We start from the raw sequence: 18,599 nt of genomic DNA on the forward strand, positions 1-18,599 counted from the left end.
CGAGGCGAAGCCCCGAGAGCGGAAAACCTGACAAGAATGGGTACGACGACGACGAGGGGGAACCTGATGATGCGAGGGCGGAGTTCGAAGCAGCTGGCGGGCGTTGCCGCGGCCGTGTTGGTGATCGGTGCGAGTCTGGTGACGGTCGCAGGCGCCGACCCGGCCGGTGCGGCCGACTCGTGCCCGCTCGCCGCGCTGAAGAAGGCAAAGAAACCGGTCGAGATCACGATGTGGCACTCGATGGGACGTGCGAACGAAGAGACCCTCACCGCGCTCGCCGACAAGTTCAACTCGTCGCAGTCGGCCGTGAAGGTGACGCTCGTCTACCAGGTGAGCTACGACGACACGTTCACGAAGTACAAGGCCGGCCTGTCGAGCGGTGATCTTCCCGACATCGTGCAGCTGCAAGAAACCGAGCAGCAGCAGATGATCGACACGCGCACCGTTGTTCCCTCTGGTGATTGCGCCAAGGCCGACCATTACAGCTTCTCCGGCTTCCTCCCTCGCGTCGTGAGCTACTTCACCGTGAAGGGGAAGATGTACGCGATGCCGTTCAACACGTCGGGCCCGGTCCTCTTCTACGACAAGAACGCGTTCCGCAAAGCCGGGCTCGATCCTGAAAAGCCGCCGGCAACGCTCGACGAGGTTCGGCAGTATGCCCAGAAGCTCAAGAGCAGCGGCGCGGTCAAGAACGCCGGCCTCGGGCTCGTGACCGAGCCCGGGTTCTTCGAGCACTGGCGCGCCATGGCGAACAAGCTCTTCGTGAACAACAGCAACGGGCGGAAGGCCCGGGCCGCCAAGGCCGCCTTCGACGACGCGGTGGGTCGCGAGATCTTCGCCTGGATGTCGGGCATGGTGAAGGACGGGCTCGCCGAGGTCAATCCGGACAGCGGGGCCAGCCAGTACGACGATCTCTTCGGCATCGCGAACGGTAACCACGCCATGGCCATCGATACCAGTGCCGTACTCGGCACCATCACTCAGTTGGTGGCGAGTGGTGCGTACCCGGGCCTGGAGATCGGCGTCGGCCCGATGCCCGGGCCGTCGGGCAAGGGTGGGGTGCTCGTCAGTGGGGGCTCGCTCTACATCGTGAACAAGTCGGAACCTGCGAAGCAGGCGGCGGCATGGCAGTTCATGAAGTTCCTCGACACGCCGGAGTCACAGGCCACGTGGGCCGTGGGCACCGGCTACATCCCGATCGTCAAGAAGGCCGCGGCGAGCACCACCGTGAAGGACTTCTGGGCGAACAACCCCGGGTACGAGGTGGCGTACAACCAGCTGCTCCAGGGGGTGAACAGCCCGGCAACTGCCGGCTCGGTGATCGGCCCGTATGTTGAGGTCCGCGATGTGGTACGCGACGCGGAGAACAGCATGTTCCTCGAGGGCAAGAGTCCCGATGCTGCGGTGAAAGCTGCGGCGTCGGACAGCACTGCTGTGATCGCCGACTACAACGAGCGAGTCCCGGCCGGTTAGCCGCGCTCGTCGATCGGAACGTAGGGGTGCTTCGTGGGGCCCACGTAGATCTGGCGCGGTCGGCCGATCTTGGTGGCGGGGCTCTCCATCATCTCTTTCCAGTGCGCGATCCAGCCGGGTAGCCGGCCCATCGCGAACAGCACAGGGAACATCTGCTTGGGGAATCCCATCGCGCGGTAGATGAGGCCCGAGTAGAAGTCGACGTTGGGATAGAGCCTTCGTTCCACGAAGTACTCGTCGTTCAGCGCGACGTCTTCGAGCCGCAGCGCGAGATCGAGCAGGTGGTCCATGCTGCCGAGCTCGCCGATCACGCGGTGGCATGCTTCCTTGAGGATGCGGGCGCGCGGGTCGTAGTTCTTGTAGACGCGGTGGCCGAAGCCCGAGAGCTTGAACGCGTTCGACGGGTCCTTCGCCATCTTCACGTAGGGGGCGATGTCGTCGCCGCTCGCGTGGATCTCCTCGAGCATCTCCATCACGGCCTGGTTGGCGCCGCCGTGGAGCGGACCCCACAGCGCGTTGATCCCGGCCGCGATCGAGGCAAAGAGGTTGGCCTCGCTCGAACCCACCAGCCGCACCGTGGACGTGGAGCAGTTCTGTTCGTGGTCGGCGTGCAGGATGAGGAGCTCCTTGAGCGCGTGCACGACGGTCTGGCTCACCTCGTAACGCTCCGACGGCACCGCGAACATCATCGTGAGGAAGTTCTCGATGAGGTCGAGGCTGTTGTCGGGGTAGAGGAAGGGCTGGCCGATCGACTTCTTGTACGAGTACGCGGCGATCGTGGGCAGCTTGGCCATCAGGCGGATGATCGAGAGCTGCACCTGATCGGGGTCGTGGGGATCGCTGCTGTCCTGGTAGAAGGTGGACAGTGCGCTCACCGCGGCCGACAGCGTGCCCATGGGGTGCGCGTCCTTGGGGAACGCGTCGAAGAGGCGCTTCGCGTCTTCGTGGAGCAGTGTGTGCTTGCGGATCCCGAACCGGAAGTCGTCGAGTTGCGCGGTGTTGGGGAGTTCGCCATAGATGAGCAGATACGACGTCTCGAGGAACGAGGGGACCGGTACCGATACGAGCTCTTCGATGTCGATGCCGCGGTAGCGGAGGATGCCGGCCTCGCCGTCGATGAACGTGATCGACGACTCGCACGACGCGGTGTTCACGAAGCCGTTGTCGAGCGTGACGAAACCGCTCTCGGCGCGCAGCTTCGAGATGTCGAGCGCCCGTTCGCCCTCGGTACCGACGACGAGCGGGAGCTCGAGCTCACGTTCCCCGTAGCGCAGGACGGCAGGCGGCTCGCTCATCGGCATCTCCTCGTTCGATCCCGCTCTCGGTCGTGCCAGCGTATCCGGCTCCTGAGCGCGTCAGTCCCCGCGAGTGGACTCGTCGAGCGTGCCCATCAGCCTCACGAAGGCGTCGGTGTCGGCCGTCTTGTTCACGACAACGTCGTACTGCGTGCCGCCGCCGGGGAACGCAGCTGGCACGTAGTACTCGAAGCCGTCGCCCTCCATGCCCTCCATGATCGCGGCGGCGCACTCGACCGCCGGCACGAACGGACCCTTGAAGGGCGCAGGGTCGTTGTCGGGCTGGTCCCAGATCTCGGTGTCGATCGGGCCGGGGAGCATCAGCTTCACGTCGACGCCGGTGCCGTGGAGGTCGACGGCCATCGCTTCGCTCCACCCGCACAGCGCGAACTTGCTCGCGCAATACGCGGCCTCATGAGCGATCGGGAGCCGACCTCCGAGGCTCGAGACGTTCACGACACAACCCGCACCGCGCTCGAGCCAATGCGGTAACAAGGCGAGGGTCATGCGAACCGGCGCGTGGAAGTTCACGTCCATCACGTGCGCCACGTCGGACGGTGTCAGGCGCGGAACCGGTGTGCGCTTCGGTATCCCGGCGTTGTTGACGAGGCAGTCGACACCGCCGAACGTGTCCCACGCTTTGTGCACGACCTGCTCGGCACGCTCGAGGTCGGCGAGATCGGCGGCCCAGTACCGGGAGTCGGGCGCATGCTCCCGGCACGCCGCGAGCACGGTGTGCAGCCGGTCCTCGCGGCGGGCGACGAGCCCGACGGTGGCGCCGCGTTCGGCGAGCATCTCCGCGAGAGCCGCACCGATCCCGGATGACGCGCCGGTGACGATGATTCGAGAACCCTCGATCCGCACGAGTGTCTCCTTTGTCAGCGATGCGGGCGGTCAGCGGTACCGGGTCGACGAAGTCGGTTTGGTCTGGACTTCGTCGGCGGCGCGCGAGAACGCGTCCGTGAACTCGGGAACCGTCTGCAGACGCTTGGCGACGAACACCGAGAGCTCGACCCGCCCCGAGTCACCTGCCTTCCGGGAAGCTCGGGCCCCACGGGCGAGCAGCTCGGCGAGGTCGACGTGCTCCCAGTCGACCGCGTCGACACCGCGGCGCAGCACGAATACCTGCGTCTCCGGTGGGGGCTCGGACCGCTTGTCGCGCTCGGGGAGCGGTTCCTGGCACACGTCGAAGGAACGCAGACCCGGCCACCGGTCGAAGACGAACGGCAGGAACACGCGGCTCACGGTCGCGATGCCGTTCAGATATTCGGCAGGGCTGTACTCGCCGTCGGGTTCTACGTAGACCGCGAGATGCGTGCCCGTCGTGGAGCGACGGTTCTTGCTGTCGACCAATGCCGCGCGCGTGATGTGCAACCCGAGCGGGGCGATCTTGGGCGCGAAGATCTTCACCAGTTCCTTGCGGCTCGACGGGGGAAACTCCTTGGCGACGCTCTTGGGGGCGGCCGTGGCGGTCGAGGTGGCCGAAGCGACCGTAACGAGTGCGACGACGGCGACTGCGACGGCCGAGACGAGCAGCGCGGTGTGCAACCGCAAGCGGCGACGCGCGCTCAAGCCACGATGTCGACGGGTGTCCCGAGCGTGATCGTGTTCGTGAGCGTGGTGATCGCGTCGTTGTCCATCCGCACGCAGCCGTGGGTGACGTCGCGGCCGAGTACCGAGGCGTCGTTGTTGCCGTGGATGCCGATCTCGCCGTCACCGCCATTGAACGTTTCGAGCACATCTGAGTGGCTCGACAGGCCCCACGCATACGGCCCGTACACCGTGGTGGGATCGATCGCCCGTATCTTCACGCGTACGAAGTACGCGCCGGTGGGCGTGGGCGTGTCGCCGGTGCCGATCGCGATGTCGCCCTGGTAGAGGACGGTCTGGTCGTTTGTGACCGTGATCCGGTGTGCGCCGAGCTCGACCGTCACGCGAAAGGGGTTCGGTGTGAGGCTTACGTCGGTCGCGCGTACCCAACCGGTGCTCCCGTTGGGGCGGATGGGGAGGAGCACTCGCACCCAACCGTCGGCCCGTTGCTCCTTCACGAGGAACACCTGTGGGACCGTCTGGTCGGGATAGGCAGGGTCGAGGACCCAGGGGTTGTCGAGCACTCGGTCGGCCTGGCTGTCCTCGGGCGCGTTGTACACCGCGAGCTGCGGCACGATCGCTTTGGCCACAAAGGGAAACCGTGACTGCGTGGCTCCGGTCGCCGTCGGGGGCGGGGTCGTGATTTCCACGGTGCGCCCGAGCGACGCGTCGCCCCGTCCGCCACAACCGGCAGCGAGGAGGCTCAGCGTGACGACGGCGGCAAACGCGGGGCGGATGTGGCGGTTCACAAGGCGAGAAGACTAGCGGAAGTCGCCGCGGATACGGTGCCGCCCTGATGGCGCGCCGTGAGCTCGTCGAGGCGAGCGACGACCTCGCTCGTCGTTCCCCGCATTTTGCTGCGATCGTGAAGACGGCCGGTCCGTGCGAGCTGCGACGCGGCCGCCTGCGCCGCACGCACTTCGCCGAGCTCGCCCGCGCGGTGTGCTACCAACAGCTCGCCGGGTCTGCGGCGAGGGCGATCCACGGACGATTCGAAGGTCTCTTCGACGGCGATCCCACACCGGAGCGGGTGCTCACGGCGTCGGTCGACACACTCCGCGGGGTCGGGCTCTCGGCGTCGAAGGTGGCGTCGATTCGCGACCTCGCCGAGCACGTGGTCGCCGGCACCGTCGCGCTCGATCGCATCGCGCGGCGTTGCGACGCGCGGGTCGTCGAGGAGCTCACCCTGGTGCGTGGCATCGGCCGGTGGACGGCGGAGATGTTCCTGATGTTCCAGCTCGGTCGTCTCGACGTCTGGCCCGTCGACGATTTCGGCGTGCGGAAGGGTTACGCGCGGCTGTACGGCCTCGCGGAGCTCCCGACACCGCGGGCCCTGCAGCCGCTCGGTGACGAGTTCCGCCCGCACCGGTCGGTCGCGGCGTGGTACTGCTGGCGCGCCGCCGACGATCAGTTCGGCGCCGGCTGACGGCGACGCCACTGCGCGGCCATCTCGGCGGCGTGCTCGGCGAACGGCGGGAGTCCGAGGCGCTGCCGCCTTGCCTCCACCTTCACCGGGTCGTCGACCGGCCATGGCATCAACTCGCCGTCGGCGCCGGTCACGAACTGCGATCCGTAGAGCTGATCGAGACCGTCGGCCATGCGCACGCGATCGACGAGGTACGCGGAGTGCACTGGATCGGCGTCGCCGTACGCGACCGCGACCTCCAGTGCTTCGAGGCACCGCTTCTGCAGCCCGGGGTCTTCGATCGCAAACTGGGCAATGAGCCACGCGGCGCGCGAGCCGTCGCCGCCGACCAATCGTCGACCCGGCCACACCTCGTAGTCGTCGAGGATCTCCCACAGACGTTCGGCGTAGGCGCGCAGGGTTTCGGGGTCGGGCCCGGTCGCAACCATGCCGAGCAGCTCTTCGCGCAATGCTTCGTCTCGTGCGATACCGCGCAGGGTACGCTCACGGCGTGTAACACGCCCGATCCCCGCCATTTCCTCGTCTCTGCGAACCGGGATCGTCGCATGTCTCCTTCCTCCTTCTCGCTCGTCGCCCGTGACCTCGCGCGTTTCCGAGGTGGCACAACGGTGCTCGACGGCGTCGACCTCACCGTCAGCCGGCGTACCCGCCTCGGCGTCGTGGGGCCCAACGGCGTCGGCAAGACCACACTGTTGCGGCTCCTCGCGGGGCTCGACCAAGCCGACCGCGGCACCGTCACGCGCACACCGCCGAACGCGCGCGTCGGCTATCTGCCACAAGAGCCCGAGCGATCCGCGCACGAAACGCTGCTCGAGTTCCTCGGTCGGCGTTCGGGTGTCAGCGCGGCCGACGCCGAGCTCGAGCGCGCCACCGCCGCGCTTGCCAGGGGCGCGGCCGGTAGCGATAACGAATACGCGCGCGCCCTCGATGACTATCTCGCCGCGGGTGGTCCCGACTTCGACCCTCGTGCGCGCGCGACGTGCGCCGACCTGGGGCTGCCCGAGGCACTGCTCTCCGCGCCCACCGCGATATTGTCCGGTGGTCAGGCGGCGCGCGCGTCCCTTGCCGCGATCGTCGTGAGCCGCTTCGACGTGTTCCTGCTCGACGAGCCCACGAACGATCTCGACTTCGCGGGCCTCGCTCGGCTCGAGCGGTTCCTCGACGGGCTCGACGGCGGCGTGGTCGTCGTGAGCCACGACCGCACATTCCTCGATCGGACCGTGACCCGCGTGCTCGAGCTCGACGAACACGCGCGCACCGGGACCGAGCTCGGTGGCGGCTGGTCCGGCTACCTCGAAGCCCGCGCGACGGCGCGCCGTCATGCCGAGGACGAGTACGCCGCCTATCGGGCCGAACGGAGCCGGCTCGAGGCGCGGGCGCGCACGCAGCGCCAGTGGGCGGTCGAGGGCGTGCGGAAGGCGAGGCGCAGCCCCGACAACGACAAGATGCAGCGTGACTTCCGGATCAACGCTTCAGAGCGGCAGGCATCCAAGGTGCGGGCAACCGGCCACGCGCTCACTCGGCTGGAGGCGGTGGAGAAGCCATGGGAGAGCTGGGACCTCCGCTTCACCGTGGCAACCGCGTCGCGCAGTGGCAACGTGGTGCTGAGGCTCGCCGGCGCGGTGATCGAACGCGGCAGTTTCCGGCTCGGCCCGGTCGATCTCGAGATCGGATGGGCAGAACGGGTGGCCATCGTCGGGCCGAACGGCTCGGGCAAGACGACGCTGCTCGGGGCGCTGCTGGGGGACGTGCCGCTGTCGGTGGGGGAACGCTGGCTCGGACCGGGTGTGGTGGTCGGCGAGATGGACCAGGCGCGATCGGCGTTTGTGTCCGACCGTCCCCTGCTCGACACGTTCGTCACCGCAACACGCCTGACGCGCGGCGAGGCGCGCTCGTTGCTCGCGAAGTTCGGACTCGGTGCCGACCACGTGTTGCGTAGGGCGGCGACGCTGTCCCCGGGCGAACGGACACGCGCAGTGCTCGCGAGCTTCGCCGCGCAGGGCGTGAATTGCCTGGTGCTCGACGAGCCCACGAACCACCTCGACCTGCCTGCCATCGAGCAGCTGGAACTTGCGCTCGACGGGTACGACGGCACCCTGCTGCTCGTGTCGCACGACCGCGCACTGCTCGAGGCGGTACGTGTGACGCGAACCGTCGATGCTCAGGCTTGGAGCTCACCGCCCACGTAGAGGTCGACGCGCTCGTTGTAGAAGCACAGGAGCTCGGTGATGGGCTCCATGCCGGAGATCGGCGCTTCGTAGCTCCACACAAGATTCTTGTGGTGCACGTCGCCGAGCACGACCGACCAGTACGACGCATCTCCCTTGAACGGACACGTCGAGCTGTTGTCGGTGGCGACGAGGAACTCCGTGTTCACGTCGTCGGGCGGAAAGTAGTAGCGCGGAGTGATCGCGCCTTCGCGCAGCACTCGCGCGCGGGACGACTCGGCGAGGACCGTGCCGTCGACCTCGACACGCACGACGTCGTCGACGTCTTCCACGGTGATGTGATGCGGGTTCGCGCTCGTCTCGGTCATCTCTCCCCGCTCTCCGCACGTGGGATCATGGGCAGGCTCCACCCCACGGGCCGGCACCCTGCCACTGGTAGAGCGCCCACGCTACGTCGTCCTGGTCGTAGGGCGTCGCGAGGTTCGCCGGGACCCCCACGAGATTCGTGCGTCCCGCGTGGTTCGCGGCGCCGTTCCACGTTGCCTGGAGGAACTGGTAGGCGCCGAGGTACGGACCTGCCGGATTCACTGCGCGGTAGTTGCCCCCGCTCTCGCGCGTCCGCACGCAGGTGAGGAAGGGGTCGACGTGCTTGGGGTGGACACCCGGCGTTCCCTGGTAGTTGGGGGGCGGGGCCGGCGTCACGACCTTTGGCGGTGGGGCAGTCGTGGTGGGCAACGTGCTGTCCGGCGGTGCGGCCGTCGTCGCCGGCGCCGCGATGGTTTGGGCCGCGAGCCGTGCCTGCTCCTGCTCCTGCTGCTGCTGCTGCTGCTGCTGCGCGAGCGCGAGTTTCGCCTCCATCGCCGTGCTCTGCTCGTGGAGCGAGTCGAGGGCGTCGGCCTGCGCCTTGCGGTCGGCCTCGAGTGCGCGGCGCCTCATGCTCAGCGCCTTGGTGGTCGCGCGCAGCCGGGAGTAGATCGCCTGATCGCGCTCGTTCACGTGGTCGATGAGCCGAACCCGGCGCGCGGCTGCGAGCGAGTCATGACTGTCCACGATGCTCGACAACTGCGCGGAAGATGTCCGGTACGCCGACACCGCTCGATCGCGAGCGTCGGCCCGTGCTCTGCGTGCACCCGCCGCGAGCGCGGCAACCACCTTCCGGTTCGCCGTGATCTCGCGATCGAGGGTCGCGTATCGCGCGAGCGCGTCGAAGTAGCGACCCGCGATGGCGTCGGCTTGCGAGCGCAGCGCGGCGATACTCTGCTCGCCGTCCGCGTCGGCCGCGCGCGCGGGCCCACCGACCAGCGGCAACGCGAGGAGCGCAATGACGGCGACGATCGTCGCGCGCGTAGGGACGAGCATCTTCTGCGGGATCGCAACACGGTAGCGTCAGTCTTCTTGGTGACCGAGCCAGCGCCGACCCGGTGGGCGCTCCCGTCACCCCGGGAGCCTGTCGACGGCGAGATCGTGGGGATCGGGGCGGATCTCGAGCCGGGCACGCTCCTGGGCGCCTACCGCACCGGGCTGTTCCCGATGCGCCTGCGCGCGCAAGGCCCGCTCGCGTGGTGGTCGCCTGACCCGCGTGGAGTGATCCCGCTCGACGCCCTGCACGTGAGCCGATCGCTGCGCCGTTCGTGCCGGCCCTTCGAGATACGTGTCGATTCCGCGTTCGAAGCAGTCATGCGCGCGTGCGCGGACCCGCGACGTCCACACGGTTGGATCGACGAGCAGTTCGTCACTGCGTACGTCGCGTTGCACCGCCTCGGGTGGGCACACAGCGTCGAGGCGTGGCGCGACGACGAGCTCGCGGGCGGACTCTACGGAGTGGCGATCGGCGGGCTCTTCGCAGCCGAGTCGAAGTTCCACCGCGAGCGCGACGCGTCGAAGGTCGCGCTCGTCGGGCTTGTCGACGTCATGCGCGCCGGGGGTGCAACGTTGCTCGACGTGCAGTGGACCACGCCGCATCTCGAGTCGCTCGGCGCGGTCGACGTGCCGCGCGACGAGTACCTCCGCCGACTCGAAGCCGCGATCGCCCTGCCGCAGCCCGAGGTGTTCTCGGGTGTCCCCGAGTAGATTCCCGAACCATGGACGAGCCCAAAGAAGACATGCCGAGAGAAGACATGCCCAGAGAAGACATGCCCGGAGAAGACATGATCGTGTACTTCAACCCGGTCTGCAGCAAAGCGCGCGGCGCGGTCGAGATCCTGCAGGACAAGGGCGCCCACTTCGAGGTGATCGAGTACCTGAAGGAGCTGCCGAGTCGTGCCGACCTCGAGCGCATCGTCGACGCGATCCCTGACCCCCCGTCGGCACTGGTCCGCAAGGACAAGCGCTTCAAGGAGCTCGGTCTCGACGAGGGTGACTACGAGACCATGGAGCAGGTCGTCGCCGTGCTGCTCGCGCACCCCGAGCTCATGGAGCGCCCCGTGGTGTTCCACGGCGATCGCGCCCTCATCTGCCGCCCCAGCGAGAAGGTCCTCGAACTCCTCGACTGACTTCTCCTACGAACCGGCGTCAGCAGACCTCGGCGCTATCCGCGGCCTACTGACGCCGGTTCGGGATGGGGCTGGGGTTGGGGATTCGGCGCGGGTTTCGCTGCGCTGTCGATGTCGAGGCGGGGCAGCCAGGAGAGCCACTTGGGGAACCACCAGTTCGCGTCGCCGAGGATCTCCATGATCGAGGGCACGAGCATCATGCGCACGATCGTCGCGTCGACGAGCACTGCGAACGCGAGGCCCAAGCCGAACATCTTTACTTCCGGTGTGAGGTTGGCGATGAACGCGCCGAACACGAAGATCATGATCAGCGCGGCCGACGTGATGACACGCGCCGTGCGTGCCAGCCCGAGCACAACGGCCTGACGAGTGTTGCCACTCAGGTCGTACTCCTCGCGGATGCGCGTGAGCAGGAACACCTGGTAGTCCATCGAGAGCCCGAACAGCACCGCGAACATCATCATGGGTATGAACGGCACGATGGGCACCGTGCTCTCGAGCCCGATGACGTCCTTGGCCCAGCCCCACTGGAACACCGCCACCGTCACTCCGTACGCCGCGGCGACCGACAGCAGGTTCATCACCGCGGCGGTGAGCGGCACGAGCACCGAATGGAACACCAGCATGAGCAGCAGGAACGAGAACAGCACGACGGCGCCGATGAAGTAGGGGAGCCGGTCGCTGATCCGGTTGCCGATGTCGATGTAGGCGGCGGTGAGCCCGCCGACGTACGCTTGCGCGCCGCCCGTGGCGATGACCGCCGGGAGCACGCTGCTCCGCAGTTCCTCCACGAGTGCGGATGTCTGCGGGCTTTCGGGTGAGGTCTTGGGGAAAACCGTGAGGACCGCGACCCGCGGGCCCGTTGTGTTCGGGCTGAGGTCGGGTGGAAGGACGTCGGCGACGTTGCTGTTCTTCGAAATTGCCTGGGAGATGCTCGTGAGCAGCTCGGTGTCGTTCGCCGTGGGGAGCTGCACGACCACGAGCAACGGACCGTTCGTTCCCGCGCCGAAGCCGTCGGCGATGAGGTCGTAGGCCTGGCGCTGGGTGGTCGAGGTGGGCAGGTTGCCGTCGTCGGACTCGCCGAGCCGCATGCTCAGCACCGGCCACGCCAGCAGGAGGAGGATCGCGATGCCCACGATCGCGAACCCCCAGGCGTGACGCGCCACCGTGGTGGCCCAGCGGGCCCAGATCGACTCCGTTTGTGAATGGCCGGATCGATCGTGATGATGGAACGGGCTGGGGACGCGCCACCGGTCGATCGACTTTCCCACGAGACCGATCATCGCTGGGAGCAGGGTCATCGCGGCGATCATCATCACGACCACGACGAGCGCCGACATGTAACCGAGCTTGGCGACGTAGGGGATCCCCGAGATCGCGAGACCGCAGATCGCGATCACCACTGTGCAGCCCGCGAAGAGCACTGCTTGACCTGCGGTCGCGACCGAGTGTCCCGCCGCCGCCTCGATCGTCATACCGTCGGCCACGTTCTCGCGGTAACGAGTGATGATGAACAGCGAGTAGTCGATGCCCACGCCGAGCCCGATCATCGTGGCGAGTATGGGTGCGAGCGTGCCGATCGTCGTGACGGCCGCGATCACGTGGATCAGCGCGATGCCCACGCCGAGCCCGAAGAGCGCCGTGAGAATCGGAAGCCCCATCGCGACGACGGATCCGAACGCGAACAGCAGGATCACCACCGCAGCCATGATGCCGACGAGGTCGGCGTTGCCCTGCGGTGGACGGTTCGAGTAGTCGACGACCGCGCCGCCGTACGCAAGCCGCACTCCGGCCTTCGCCGCGGGCTCGGTGGCCTGTTGCAGTTGCTTGTACGCGTCGAGCCCGACGTCTTGCACCTGCGTGTCGTATTGCACGGTGACGAGGCCGATCTTCCCTGCGTACGGCTCCTTCTTGGCGGTGATCAAGGCGCCGACGCTCGCGACGTGCGGCAGTTTCCCAAGTGCCGTAATGCTCGACTGGATCGGCGGCTGTACCTGCGGGTTGTCGAGTCCCGGTTGCGCATCGAACACGACGGTGGCGGTTGCGCCCGCCTGGGTGGGGAACCGCGTCTCGAGGAGATCGAGGGCCTGCTGCGATTGTGCGCCGGGGATCTGGAAGCTGTCGTTGGTCTGGCCGTCGAGACCGGCGGCGACGAAAACGGCGACGACGGCCGCGACGAACCATGCGCCGATGAACCACCAGTGGTGCCGTGCGGCATTTCGCCCGAGCCGGTCGAGGAAGCGCGACAAGCGGGACTCTCCTCTCACCCTCCGCCCCGATCGCGACGCCGAGGCTAGGCCCGCGCGACCATGGATGCGCGGGACCCTTCGATATCGGTCCCCGCGCGTCTCTACTTGACGACTGAAGGATTCGCCTAAGCTGACCGCCGCTCTGGACGCAATACCGCGTGACGCATTCGCCGGTCGTCGGTGCCTGGTTACGGGCGGCCTCGGCTTCATCGGATCGAACCTCGCCCTGGCTCTGGTGCGTCAGGGGGCGGCGGTGACGGTCCTCGACGCGCGCGTGCCACGCCACGGCGCCAACCCGTGGAACCTGGTGCCCGACGGCGGCACGGAGCCCGACGCGAGGATCACGGTGCTCGATGCCGATCTCGCCGACGTCGAGCGACCCGAGGTGAGGGCCGTAGCGCAGGGTGCCGAAGTTGTGTTCAACCTCGCCGGCCAGGTGAGCCACGTCGACTCGATGAACGACCCGCTGTTCGACCTCCAGTCGAACACCACGAGCCAGTTCGCGTTCCTCGACTTCCTTCGGCGCGAGAACCTGTCGACGCGAGTCGTGTTCACGTCGACTCGCCAGCTGTTCGGCAAGCCGCGCTACCTCCCCGTCGACGAGGAACATCCCGTCGCGCCCGTCGACGTGAACGGCATCACGAAGTACGCGACCGAGCAGCTGCATCTCCTCTATCACGAGGTCTACGGTCTCCCCGCGTGCGCGGTCCGGCTCACCAACGTGTATGGACCACGTCAGCGCCTGCGTGACGAGTTCCAGGGCTTCCTCCCGATCTTCGTTCGGCGCGCGCTCGACGGCGATGTGATCACCGTGTTCGGCGACGGCCGCCAGGAACGCGACTGCCTGTTCGTCGACGACGTGGTGGAGTGCCTCCTTCTCGCCGCGATCGCGCCCGACGCGCCCGGGCAGCTCTTCAATGTGGGGAACGACGAGCACCTCGAACTCCGCGTCATCGCCGAGGCGATCGTGCGCGCGGCGGGGTCGGGTCGGGTGGAGCACGTCGAGTGGCCCTCCGACCGCGACTCCATCGACATCGGTTCGTACTTCGGCGACTCGTCCAAGGCGAAGCGCATGCTCGGCTGGGAGCCGCGCACGGCGTTCACGGAGGGAATCGAGCGGACGATCGCGTTTTACCGTTCGCGCCGTTCGTGGTACCGGTGACCACGTCGACGAAGGTCCCCGTCGTCGACCTCGCGCGGCGCGCGGCCGCGCTCGAACCCGAGTTGTCGGAGGCGGTCGGCCGCGTGGTGCGGTCGGGGCACTACCTCCTCGGGCCCGAGCTCGAGGCGTTCGAAGCGGAGTTCGCGGCGTTCACCGGCCGGCTTCATGCCGTCGGCGTCGCATCCGGCAGCGACGCGCTGCGGCTCGCGCTGATCGCGCTCGGCGTCGGGCCCGGTCACGAGGTGATCGTGCCCGCGTTCACCGCGGTTCCGACCGCCGCCGCAGTGTGCGCGGCGGGCGCGGTTCCCGTACTCGTCGACGTCGATCCCGACACCGCGGTGATCGATCCCGACTCGGCCGCCGCGGCCGTGACCCCGCGCACGGGCGCGGTCATCCCGGTGCACCTTTACGGTCGCCCTGCGCCGATCCCCGAGCTCGGGGTGCCCGTGCTCGAAGACGGCGCCCAGGCGCATGGCGCACTGGATCCGGCTTCGGGCTCGGCGGCGGCGGCGTACAGCTTCTATCCCACCAAGAACCTCGGTGGCATCGGCGACGGTGGCGCGGTCGTCACCGACGACGACGACCTCGCGGCCACGGTACGGCTGCTCCGCGCGCACGGCGTCACGGATGCGTATACGCACGTCCGCATCTCCACGAATGCGCGTATGTCCGAGATCGAAGCCGCCGCGCTGCGGGTCGGGCTGCGCCGGCTCGCCGCGCAGAACGAGCGCCGTCGGGAGATCGCGGCGCGCTACCGCGACGCCGCACCCGATCTCCGGTGGCAGTCGCCGCACGAGCACCACGTGTACCACCTGTGCGTGTCGCGCGTCCCTGATCGTGATGCGTTCCGCGCGCGGATGCCGTTCGGCACTGGCGTGCACTACCCGCGAGCGCTTACAGAGCAGCCCGCGTACCTGCAGTTCGTCAGCGCTCCCTGCCCCGAAGCCGAGGCGTGGGCGGCGGAGTGTGTGTCGCTCCCGTGCTTCCCCGAGATGACCGACGACGAGATCGGGGTGGTGTGTCGAGCACTCCCCTGAACCCGGCGGTCGAGGCCATTTCTGCGTTCTTTCCCTGTTACAACGACGAGGCGACGATCGCCTCGATGGTGCGGCTCGCGGTGTCGACGTTCGAGCGCGTCGGCGTGTGCGATGCCGAAGTCATCGTCATCGACGACGGATCGTTCGACAATTCGCCAAAGGTGCTCGCCGAGCTCGTCACCGAGGAGCCGCTGCTGCGCGTCGTCACGCACGACCAGAACCGCGGCTACGGGGGAGCGTTGTTGTCGGGCTTCGCCAACGCGACCAAGCAGTGGGTCTTCTACACGGACGGTGACGGTCAGTTCGATCCCGCCGAGCTCGAGCTCTTGGTGCGGAACGGGTCTGACGATGTCGACGTCGTGCAGGGCTACAAGCTGCGTCGAGCCGACGGCGTGCTCCGGCGCGTGATCGGCCGCCTCTACCACCGATTTGTGGCGTTCTTCTTCGGGCTGCGGATCCGCGACACCGACTGCGACTTCCGGCTGATCCGCCGCAGCTCGCTCGACCAGATCGAGCTCGTGCACACCACGGGCGTGATCTGCGTGGAGCTCGTGCGCAAGCTCCAGGACTCCGGAGCACGATTCACCGAGGTGGGTGTCCACCATTACCGTCGCGTCTACGGCAAGTCGGAGTTTTTCCGCCTTCCTGCGATCGCCCGCACGCTCTGGGCCCTCGCGGGCTTGTGGGTGGGCCTCGTCGTACTGCGGCGCGGCCGCTGACATACGGGTCGCTCAGGCGAATCGGGGATAACCCCGCCCCCTTCGCTCTTAGCGCGATCCCCGAGACGCCACGACGATCACCGACGTGCCGAATGGCATGTCCCGACGCGACAGCACGCGCCGCTCGGCCTTTGCCAGCGGCGCGAACACGCGGTCGAGCGAGCGGCGCGCCACGTCGGACTCCGTCGAGGTTGCGGTTGCCGTCGCGGTCGCCGGGCGTCGCATCCGTTCGAGCCCACCGAGAACCGCGGCGGGCGGAGCGAGGAACGAGTAGGCGTACGTCGAGCGCTGCACGGTCAGGCCGTTGTCGCGTGCCAGTTCCACGAGCTCCGCCCGTCGGTAGCGCCGCTGTCCGTGCACTGTCACGTCGTGCTCGCGCCGGAGCGACTCGAAGGCGGGCTCGAGCAGCAACAGCACACCGCCGGGCGCGAGCACACGCGCCAGCTCACGGAACGCGAGCACGTCGTCGTGGACGGTGTACAGCACGGTGATGCCCATCACCGCGTCGAAGCTCCGGTCGGGGAAGGGGAGCGCCTCGAGCGACCCTTGCACCGGACGCATCTGTGGCCGGCGCGCGCGGACGAACGCAAGCGCGTCAGACGACACGTCGATCCCGACGAGGGTGCCGTATTGCGCGAGCCACGCCCCGTTTCCCCCCGGTCCGCATCCCGCGTCGAGGATGCGACGGGCATCGGACAGGCGGGACGCCAGGAGATCAGCCGCCAGTGCCCGCGTGTTGCGGTACCACCAGTGCTCGTCCTCGGCCGTCGCAATGCGCGCGTACTCCTCGACCTCCACTGGCCGGGAGGGTACCGCCGACGCGAATCAGCGCTGCGCGACGCGGAGCTCGTCGATGACGAGATCGGTCGACGACCAGGCCTGGATACCCACGCGGTTGCCAAATGCGCCTTCGCGTCCGCGGTCGACCGAGGCCTGCTTCAGGCTGTCGACCTCGAGCACGGTCTCGCCGTTCACCGACGCGACGAGTCGCTCATCGTCGACGGTGAGGCGCACGGCGAGGAGCCCGTGCATCGCCTCCGGGTCTGACGCGGGAACCCGTGCGATCGGGTTCCACAGCTCGCGGTCGGCGCGCCATTCGCGCACCAGGTAGCTGCCACCTTCGTACACCGGATCGACGTCGAACGAGTAGCCCGACATGCGGCCGTCGTCGTCGATCATCGCACGGAAGAGCAGGCCGAATCCGGGGCCTGACCGGAGGTCGACGTACGTCTCGAGCGCGAAGTCGGACGCAGCCGTCACGTCGGCCAAGGCCCAGCGTTCGTCGGCGCGGCGCATCACGAGGCTGCCGGTGCTGCGCACTTCCACGAGCGGGACTGCGTTGCCGAGCACCCACTCCGTGCCGGCTACGACGAACTGCTCCTCGGGCTCGGGCTCGGGCACCGAAGGTTCGTCGACTGCGAACGCGGCCGCACCGATCGCCGCGGCGGGCGAGTCGTCCCACTGTGGGCGCCAGCTGATCAGCGGCAGCTCGTCATCGATGTCTTCGACAGCGTCGAGCTCGACTTCGAGCTCGGGCTCGTGCGCGGCGACTTCGATGTCGGTTTCGGGTTCCGCGGGTTCCGCGGCGACCTCGGCGACGGAGTTGCGGCCGACTTCGGTCTCCGGCTCCGCCACCGGTTCGCCGACTGGCCTCGGCGTGAGGGGATCCCACGACGCGGGTCCCGGTTCGATCGCCACCGGCGCGTCGGCTTCCGCATCGCCCCAGTCGATGTAGAACCCGGTGTTCGTCGCCTCCGGGTCGGGTTCGTGCGCCCACGGTCCGGGAACGGCTTCGAACGGTGTCGCGGTCGCGAACCGAGGATCGAAGACCTCGGTCGGCGTCGCAACGTCGACGGTGTCCGCGGCTTCCGTCGCCCACGCGTCGTTCTCGTTCACGCCGAACGCCGCCGGGTCCGTGTCCGGTGTCGCGACAACAGGAGGCTGTTCGGACCAGGGTGTGGCCCAGGTCGGCTGCACCGGATCCCACGCGTCGGTGACGCCGGGCTCGGATTCGATATCGGGCGGGAGCTCAGCGGGCGTGTCGGCCGGCGTGTCGAACCCCGAGGGGCCCTGCAAGGCATCCCACGGCGACACGTACGACTCGCCCCGCATCGCGACGTCGATCGGTGGAGCATCCGCAGCGTTCGTCAGATCGGCAACGGTGCTCTGCGCGTTCGGCATCTCGACGAGCACCGACTCCGACTCCTCCTCGTCGGTGTCGTCCGGTTCGAATTCCGACTTGTAGTCAGCCTCGAACGTCGGCCACTCGTCGTACGGCTGTGCGTCGACGTCCTCGACCGCGCCGGGAGGCGGCGGTGTGACGAGTTCGGGCGACTTCGCGAAGGGGTCGTCGTTCGTTTCGTCGCTCGGTAGTGGCAACGGCTCGGGCAGCCGCGCGAGCTCCTCGAAGACATCGACGGGCTCCGCGGGCGACGGGGTCGTGGGCGTGGCGGGCGACGGGATCGACGCGTCGCCCGGCCACCGCACCGCCTCGAGCGGATCGATCCGCTCGATCGGCCAGTCGTCCTCGGCCGGTGCAGGCTCGCTCGCCGCTGCGATGGCGCGCGCTCGCCGCCGCCCGGTGACAGCCGGGACGGTCGGCGGCGCGACTTCTTGGCTTTGCCGAAGCTGCGCGACGGTGTCTTCGATGCTCGAGGGCATCGGCAGGTCGGCGACGGCCGGTGCCGGTGTGTCGGTCGCGAGTGCAGCCTCGAGCTCGGGGGTCGACGCCGGCACTCGAAGCTCCGACACGTCGACACCACACGATCCGGCGAGCACGAACAGGTCGCTGTCGGGGATCGGGATGCGACCCTTCTCGTATGCGTTCAGCTCACGCCGCGTCAGGCCCGCGCCGCGTGCCACCTCCGACTGCGACAAGCCCTTGCGCCGCCGGACGTCGCGCAGGTGCTTGCCCAGCTGTTTCGGGGTCAGCGTGTCGAGCGTGGGCGCCTCGGCCATGTTCCCCGGGTATCGGCCTCCTACCTGCGT

18 protein-coding genes are annotated in these 18,599 nt (G+C 68.2%); 8 read left to right on the plus strand and 10 right to left on the minus strand.

Annotated features, from left to right (window positions below; translation table 11 throughout):
* The first annotated feature begins 138 nt into the window (after positions 1 to 138).
* On the plus strand, positions 139 to 1,473 hold the full coding sequence (locus WD271_04555; protein ID MEX1007097.1) for an ABC transporter substrate-binding protein: 1,335 nt from the start codon (positions 139 to 141) through the stop codon (positions 1,471 to 1,473).
* On the opposite strand, the gene WD271_04560 is transcribed toward WD271_04555, so the two are convergent.
* Genes WD271_04560 through WD271_04575 form a run of 4 tightly spaced genes read right to left on the minus strand, consistent with a single transcriptional unit; the run spans position 1,470 to position 5,107 of the window.
* Positions 1,470 to 2,768, minus strand: a complete 1,299-nt coding sequence (locus tag WD271_04560; protein MEX1007098.1) for a citrate synthase — start codon at positions 2,766 to 2,768, stop codon at positions 1,470 to 1,472. The two genes, WD271_04555 and WD271_04560, sit on opposite strands and share 4 nt — an antisense overlap.
* Positions 2,769 to 2,828: 60 nt before the next feature.
* Entirely contained in the window at positions 2,829 to 3,632 is an 804-nt protein-coding gene (locus WD271_04565; GenBank protein MEX1007099.1) for an SDR family NAD(P)-dependent oxidoreductase, read from the minus strand.
* 30 nt (positions 3,633 to 3,662) lie between these two features.
* Positions 3,663 to 4,340: a hypothetical protein gene (locus WD271_04570; GenBank protein ID MEX1007100.1), complete on the minus strand. Its 678-nt coding sequence runs from the start codon at positions 4,338 to 4,340 to the stop codon at positions 3,663 to 3,665.
* Positions 4,337 to 5,107, minus strand: a complete 771-nt coding sequence (locus WD271_04575; protein MEX1007101.1) for a L,D-transpeptidase — start codon at positions 5,105 to 5,107, stop codon at positions 4,337 to 4,339. The genes WD271_04570 and WD271_04575 overlap by 4 nt, the downstream gene beginning before the upstream one ends.
* A gap of 47 nt (positions 5,108 to 5,154) precedes the next feature.
* Between WD271_04575 and WD271_04580 the strand changes: the two genes are divergently transcribed.
* Positions 5,155 to 5,784 (plus strand): DNA-3-methyladenine glycosylase 2 family protein, encoded by a 630-nt coding sequence (locus WD271_04580; protein ID MEX1007102.1) that lies wholly within the window; start codon positions 5,155 to 5,157, stop codon positions 5,782 to 5,784.
* Here WD271_04580 and WD271_04585 read toward each other — a convergent pair.
* On the minus strand, positions 5,766 to 6,233 hold the full coding sequence (locus tag WD271_04585; GenBank protein ID MEX1007103.1) for a DUF6624 domain-containing protein: 468 nt from the start codon (positions 6,231 to 6,233) through the stop codon (positions 5,766 to 5,768). The genes WD271_04580 and WD271_04585 overlap by 19 nt on opposite strands.
* A gap of 96 nt (positions 6,234 to 6,329) precedes the next feature.
* Here WD271_04585 and WD271_04590 point away from each other — a divergent pair, with 96 nt between their 5' ends.
* Positions 6,330 to 7,973 (plus strand): ABC-F family ATP-binding cassette domain-containing protein, encoded by a 1,644-nt coding sequence (locus WD271_04590; GenBank protein MEX1007104.1) that lies wholly within the window; start codon positions 6,330 to 6,332, stop codon positions 7,971 to 7,973.
* On the opposite strand, the gene WD271_04595 is transcribed toward WD271_04590, so the two are convergent.
* Positions 7,946 to 8,320, minus strand: coding sequence for a DUF427 domain-containing protein (locus tag WD271_04595; GenBank protein MEX1007105.1), 375 nt, complete (start codon positions 8,318 to 8,320; stop codon positions 7,946 to 7,948). The two genes, WD271_04590 and WD271_04595, sit on opposite strands and share 28 nt — an antisense overlap.
* A 25-nt stretch (positions 8,321 to 8,345) precedes the next feature.
* The gene (locus WD271_04600; GenBank protein MEX1007106.1) at positions 8,346 to 9,311 is read right to left on the minus strand and encodes a transglycosylase family protein; all 966 of its coding nucleotides are present in this window, start codon (positions 9,309 to 9,311) and stop codon (positions 8,346 to 8,348) included.
* 39 nt (positions 9,312 to 9,350) lie between these two features.
* On the opposite strand from WD271_04600, the gene aat reads away from it, so the two are divergent.
* Both aat and WD271_04610 read left to right on the plus strand, forming a co-directional pair.
* Positions 9,351 to 10,022 carry a leucyl/phenylalanyl-tRNA--protein transferase gene (aat, locus tag WD271_04605; protein MEX1007107.1) on the plus strand — a complete coding sequence of 224 codons (672 nt, stop codon included), beginning with the start codon at positions 9,351 to 9,353 and terminating at the stop codon, positions 10,020 to 10,022.
* Positions 10,023 to 10,033: 11 nt separating this feature from the next.
* The gene (locus WD271_04610; protein ID MEX1007108.1) at positions 10,034 to 10,444 is read left to right on the plus strand and encodes an ArsC/Spx/MgsR family protein; all 411 of its coding nucleotides are present in this window, start codon (positions 10,034 to 10,036) and stop codon (positions 10,442 to 10,444) included.
* A gap of 35 nt (positions 10,445 to 10,479) precedes the next feature.
* On the opposite strand, the gene WD271_04615 is transcribed toward WD271_04610, so the two are convergent.
* Positions 10,480 to 12,693 carry an MMPL family transporter gene (locus tag WD271_04615; GenBank protein ID MEX1007109.1) on the minus strand — a complete coding sequence of 738 codons (2,214 nt, stop codon included), beginning with the start codon at positions 12,691 to 12,693 and terminating at the stop codon, positions 10,480 to 10,482.
* Between the two features lie 184 nt (positions 12,694 to 12,877).
* On the opposite strand from WD271_04615, the gene WD271_04620 reads away from it, so the two are divergent.
* From WD271_04620 to WD271_04630, 3 genes are read left to right on the plus strand one after another with little or no spacing between them, the layout of a single operon-like run.
* Positions 12,878 to 13,855, plus strand: coding sequence for a GDP-mannose 4,6-dehydratase (locus tag WD271_04620; protein MEX1007110.1), 978 nt, complete (start codon positions 12,878 to 12,880; stop codon positions 13,853 to 13,855).
* Complete coding sequence (locus WD271_04625; protein ID MEX1007111.1) at positions 13,852 to 14,892, plus strand: DegT/DnrJ/EryC1/StrS family aminotransferase; 1,041 nt, start codon at positions 13,852 to 13,854, stop codon at positions 14,890 to 14,892. Before WD271_04620 ends, WD271_04625 begins: the two co-directional genes overlap by 4 nt.
* Positions 14,874 to 15,611 carry a glycosyltransferase family 2 protein gene (locus WD271_04630; GenBank protein ID MEX1007112.1) on the plus strand — a complete coding sequence of 246 codons (738 nt, stop codon included), beginning with the start codon at positions 14,874 to 14,876 and terminating at the stop codon, positions 15,609 to 15,611. Before WD271_04625 ends, WD271_04630 begins: the two co-directional genes overlap by 19 nt.
* A 48-nt stretch (positions 15,612 to 15,659) precedes the next feature.
* On the opposite strand, the gene WD271_04635 is transcribed toward WD271_04630, so the two are convergent.
* Both WD271_04635 and WD271_04640 read right to left on the minus strand, forming a co-directional pair.
* Positions 15,660 to 16,409, minus strand: a complete 750-nt coding sequence (locus WD271_04635; protein MEX1007113.1) for a class I SAM-dependent methyltransferase — start codon at positions 16,407 to 16,409, stop codon at positions 15,660 to 15,662.
* A gap of 27 nt (positions 16,410 to 16,436) precedes the next feature.
* The gene (locus WD271_04640; GenBank protein MEX1007114.1) at positions 16,437 to 18,569 is read right to left on the minus strand and encodes a helix-turn-helix domain-containing protein; all 2,133 of its coding nucleotides are present in this window, start codon (positions 18,567 to 18,569) and stop codon (positions 16,437 to 16,439) included.
* Positions 18,570 to 18,599 lie beyond the last annotated feature (30 nt).

The sequence above is a fragment of the Acidimicrobiia bacterium genome, assembly GCA_040880805.1.
Lineage (GTDB): Bacteria > Actinomycetota > Acidimicrobiia > IMCC26256 > DASPTH01 > DASPTH01.

Coding starts and splice junctions, on each gene's coding strand:
- WD271_04560 (MEX1007098.1), bottom strand. CDS start 2,768: ATGAGCGAGCCGCCTGCCGTCCTGCGCTACGGGGAACGTGAGCTCGAG.
- WD271_04580 (MEX1007102.1), top strand. CDS start 5,155: ATGGCGCGCCGTGAGCTCGTCGAGGCGAGCGACGACCTCGCTCGTCGT.
- WD271_04590 (MEX1007104.1), top strand. CDS start 6,330: ATGTCTCCTTCCTCCTTCTCGCTCGTCGCCCGTGACCTCGCGCGTTTC.
- WD271_04595 (MEX1007105.1), bottom strand. CDS start 8,320: ATGACCGAGACGAGCGCGAACCCGCATCACATCACCGTGGAAGACGTC.
- WD271_04600 (MEX1007106.1), bottom strand. CDS start 9,311: ATGCTCGTCCCTACGCGCGCGACGATCGTCGCCGTCATTGCGCTCCTC.
- WD271_04610 (MEX1007108.1), top strand. CDS start 10,034: ATGGACGAGCCCAAAGAAGACATGCCGAGAGAAGACATGCCCAGAGAA.
- WD271_04640 (MEX1007114.1), bottom strand. CDS start 18,569: ATGGCCGAGGCGCCCACGCTCGACACGCTGACCCCGAAACAGCTGGGC.